The sequence below is a fragment of the Lysinibacillus sphaericus genome (assembly GCF_006864135.1).
Classification (GTDB): Bacteria; Bacillota; Bacilli; order Bacillales_A; family Planococcaceae; genus Lysinibacillus.
The window spans coordinates 1-1,084 of sequence record NZ_SADV01000058.1; the positions used below are offsets into that span (position 1 = coordinate 1).

1 rRNA gene is annotated in these 1,084 nt (G+C 33.7%); it reads right to left on the bottom strand.

The annotated features are described in order from the left end of the window. Window positions 1-1,007: 1,007 nt before the first annotated feature. A 5S ribosomal RNA gene (gene rrf / locus C7Y47_RS26370) occupies window positions 1,008-1,084 on the bottom strand; the annotation flags it as partial.

A 1,084-nucleotide genomic window follows, 5' to 3' on the forward strand; every position in this document is an offset into this window, starting at 1 on the left:
AAAAGAAATTTGATTAGCTCAAATTGTTTTGCTGGCATCATGTTTGATGTCCAAAATTTTGTTTCGTTCGCCAACTCAAGGTTAGCTAGTAAAAACTTTATTGATTACGTTTTGCTTGTTCAGTTTTCAAGGTTCATTTCGTTGCCGTTTTCTCAGCAGCAACTTTTATATAATAACATGTCGTTCGCTTAATGTCAACAACTAATTTTTGTTTAATTTAATTGTTTTTCAGTAGCTGTCTTAACGACTTATATAATATTACACCTTCAAAACAAAAAGGTCAATACTTTTTCTAAAAAAATATAGTTTTTCACTTTACCTAGAAGCTTCCTATATTTTAATTGAAAAACAATTTTATATTAGACTCACAATCAATTTAATATTTTGTGTTCCTAATCTCTATTGAATCAATTTCATAAAACATATTTTACAAGAGCTTAAACTGCTCCTGTTAAGGAAACTACATTTTTAAAAATTATGCTAGAGTTTGTGATTGTAGTACCATTTGGACGATCCACTACCATCACATTTTATGTTGAAAACATTTAGACAGAAGGAATCATCACAAATTGGACAGGTTGCACATTCTTTTGTTCTTGCGAACTTTAATGTTTGATATTTTTCATTGAAGCTGTCATAACATTAGCTATGTTAAAGTACACATGTTGGTCTAAAATGTTTATTAAATTTAAGATGTTCACCTTCATCACGGACATTGATCGACGCTTTGCCGCCAGCTTCTTTCAGATTCCTCGACCTCACGGATACACCCTTGCTATTAGTCTTATCATTACTTCCATCCTCGCAGTTCTGGACTTGTATCCCATAGTTCATACGTATGGCAGATACACATTAAAAAAAGAGATGCATCGAATATACGATACATCTCTCTTTCCACGTTTTATAATTAAAGCGCCCGGTACATAAACGCTGTAAATTATAGGTCAAGAAATTATTTATTTTCATAGAAAAAAAGCCGAGGAATTAAATCCTCGACTTTTTCAGGTGCCTAGCGACGTCCTACTCTCACAGGGGGAAGCCCCCAACTACCATCGGCGCTAAAGAGCTTAACTTCCGTGTTCGG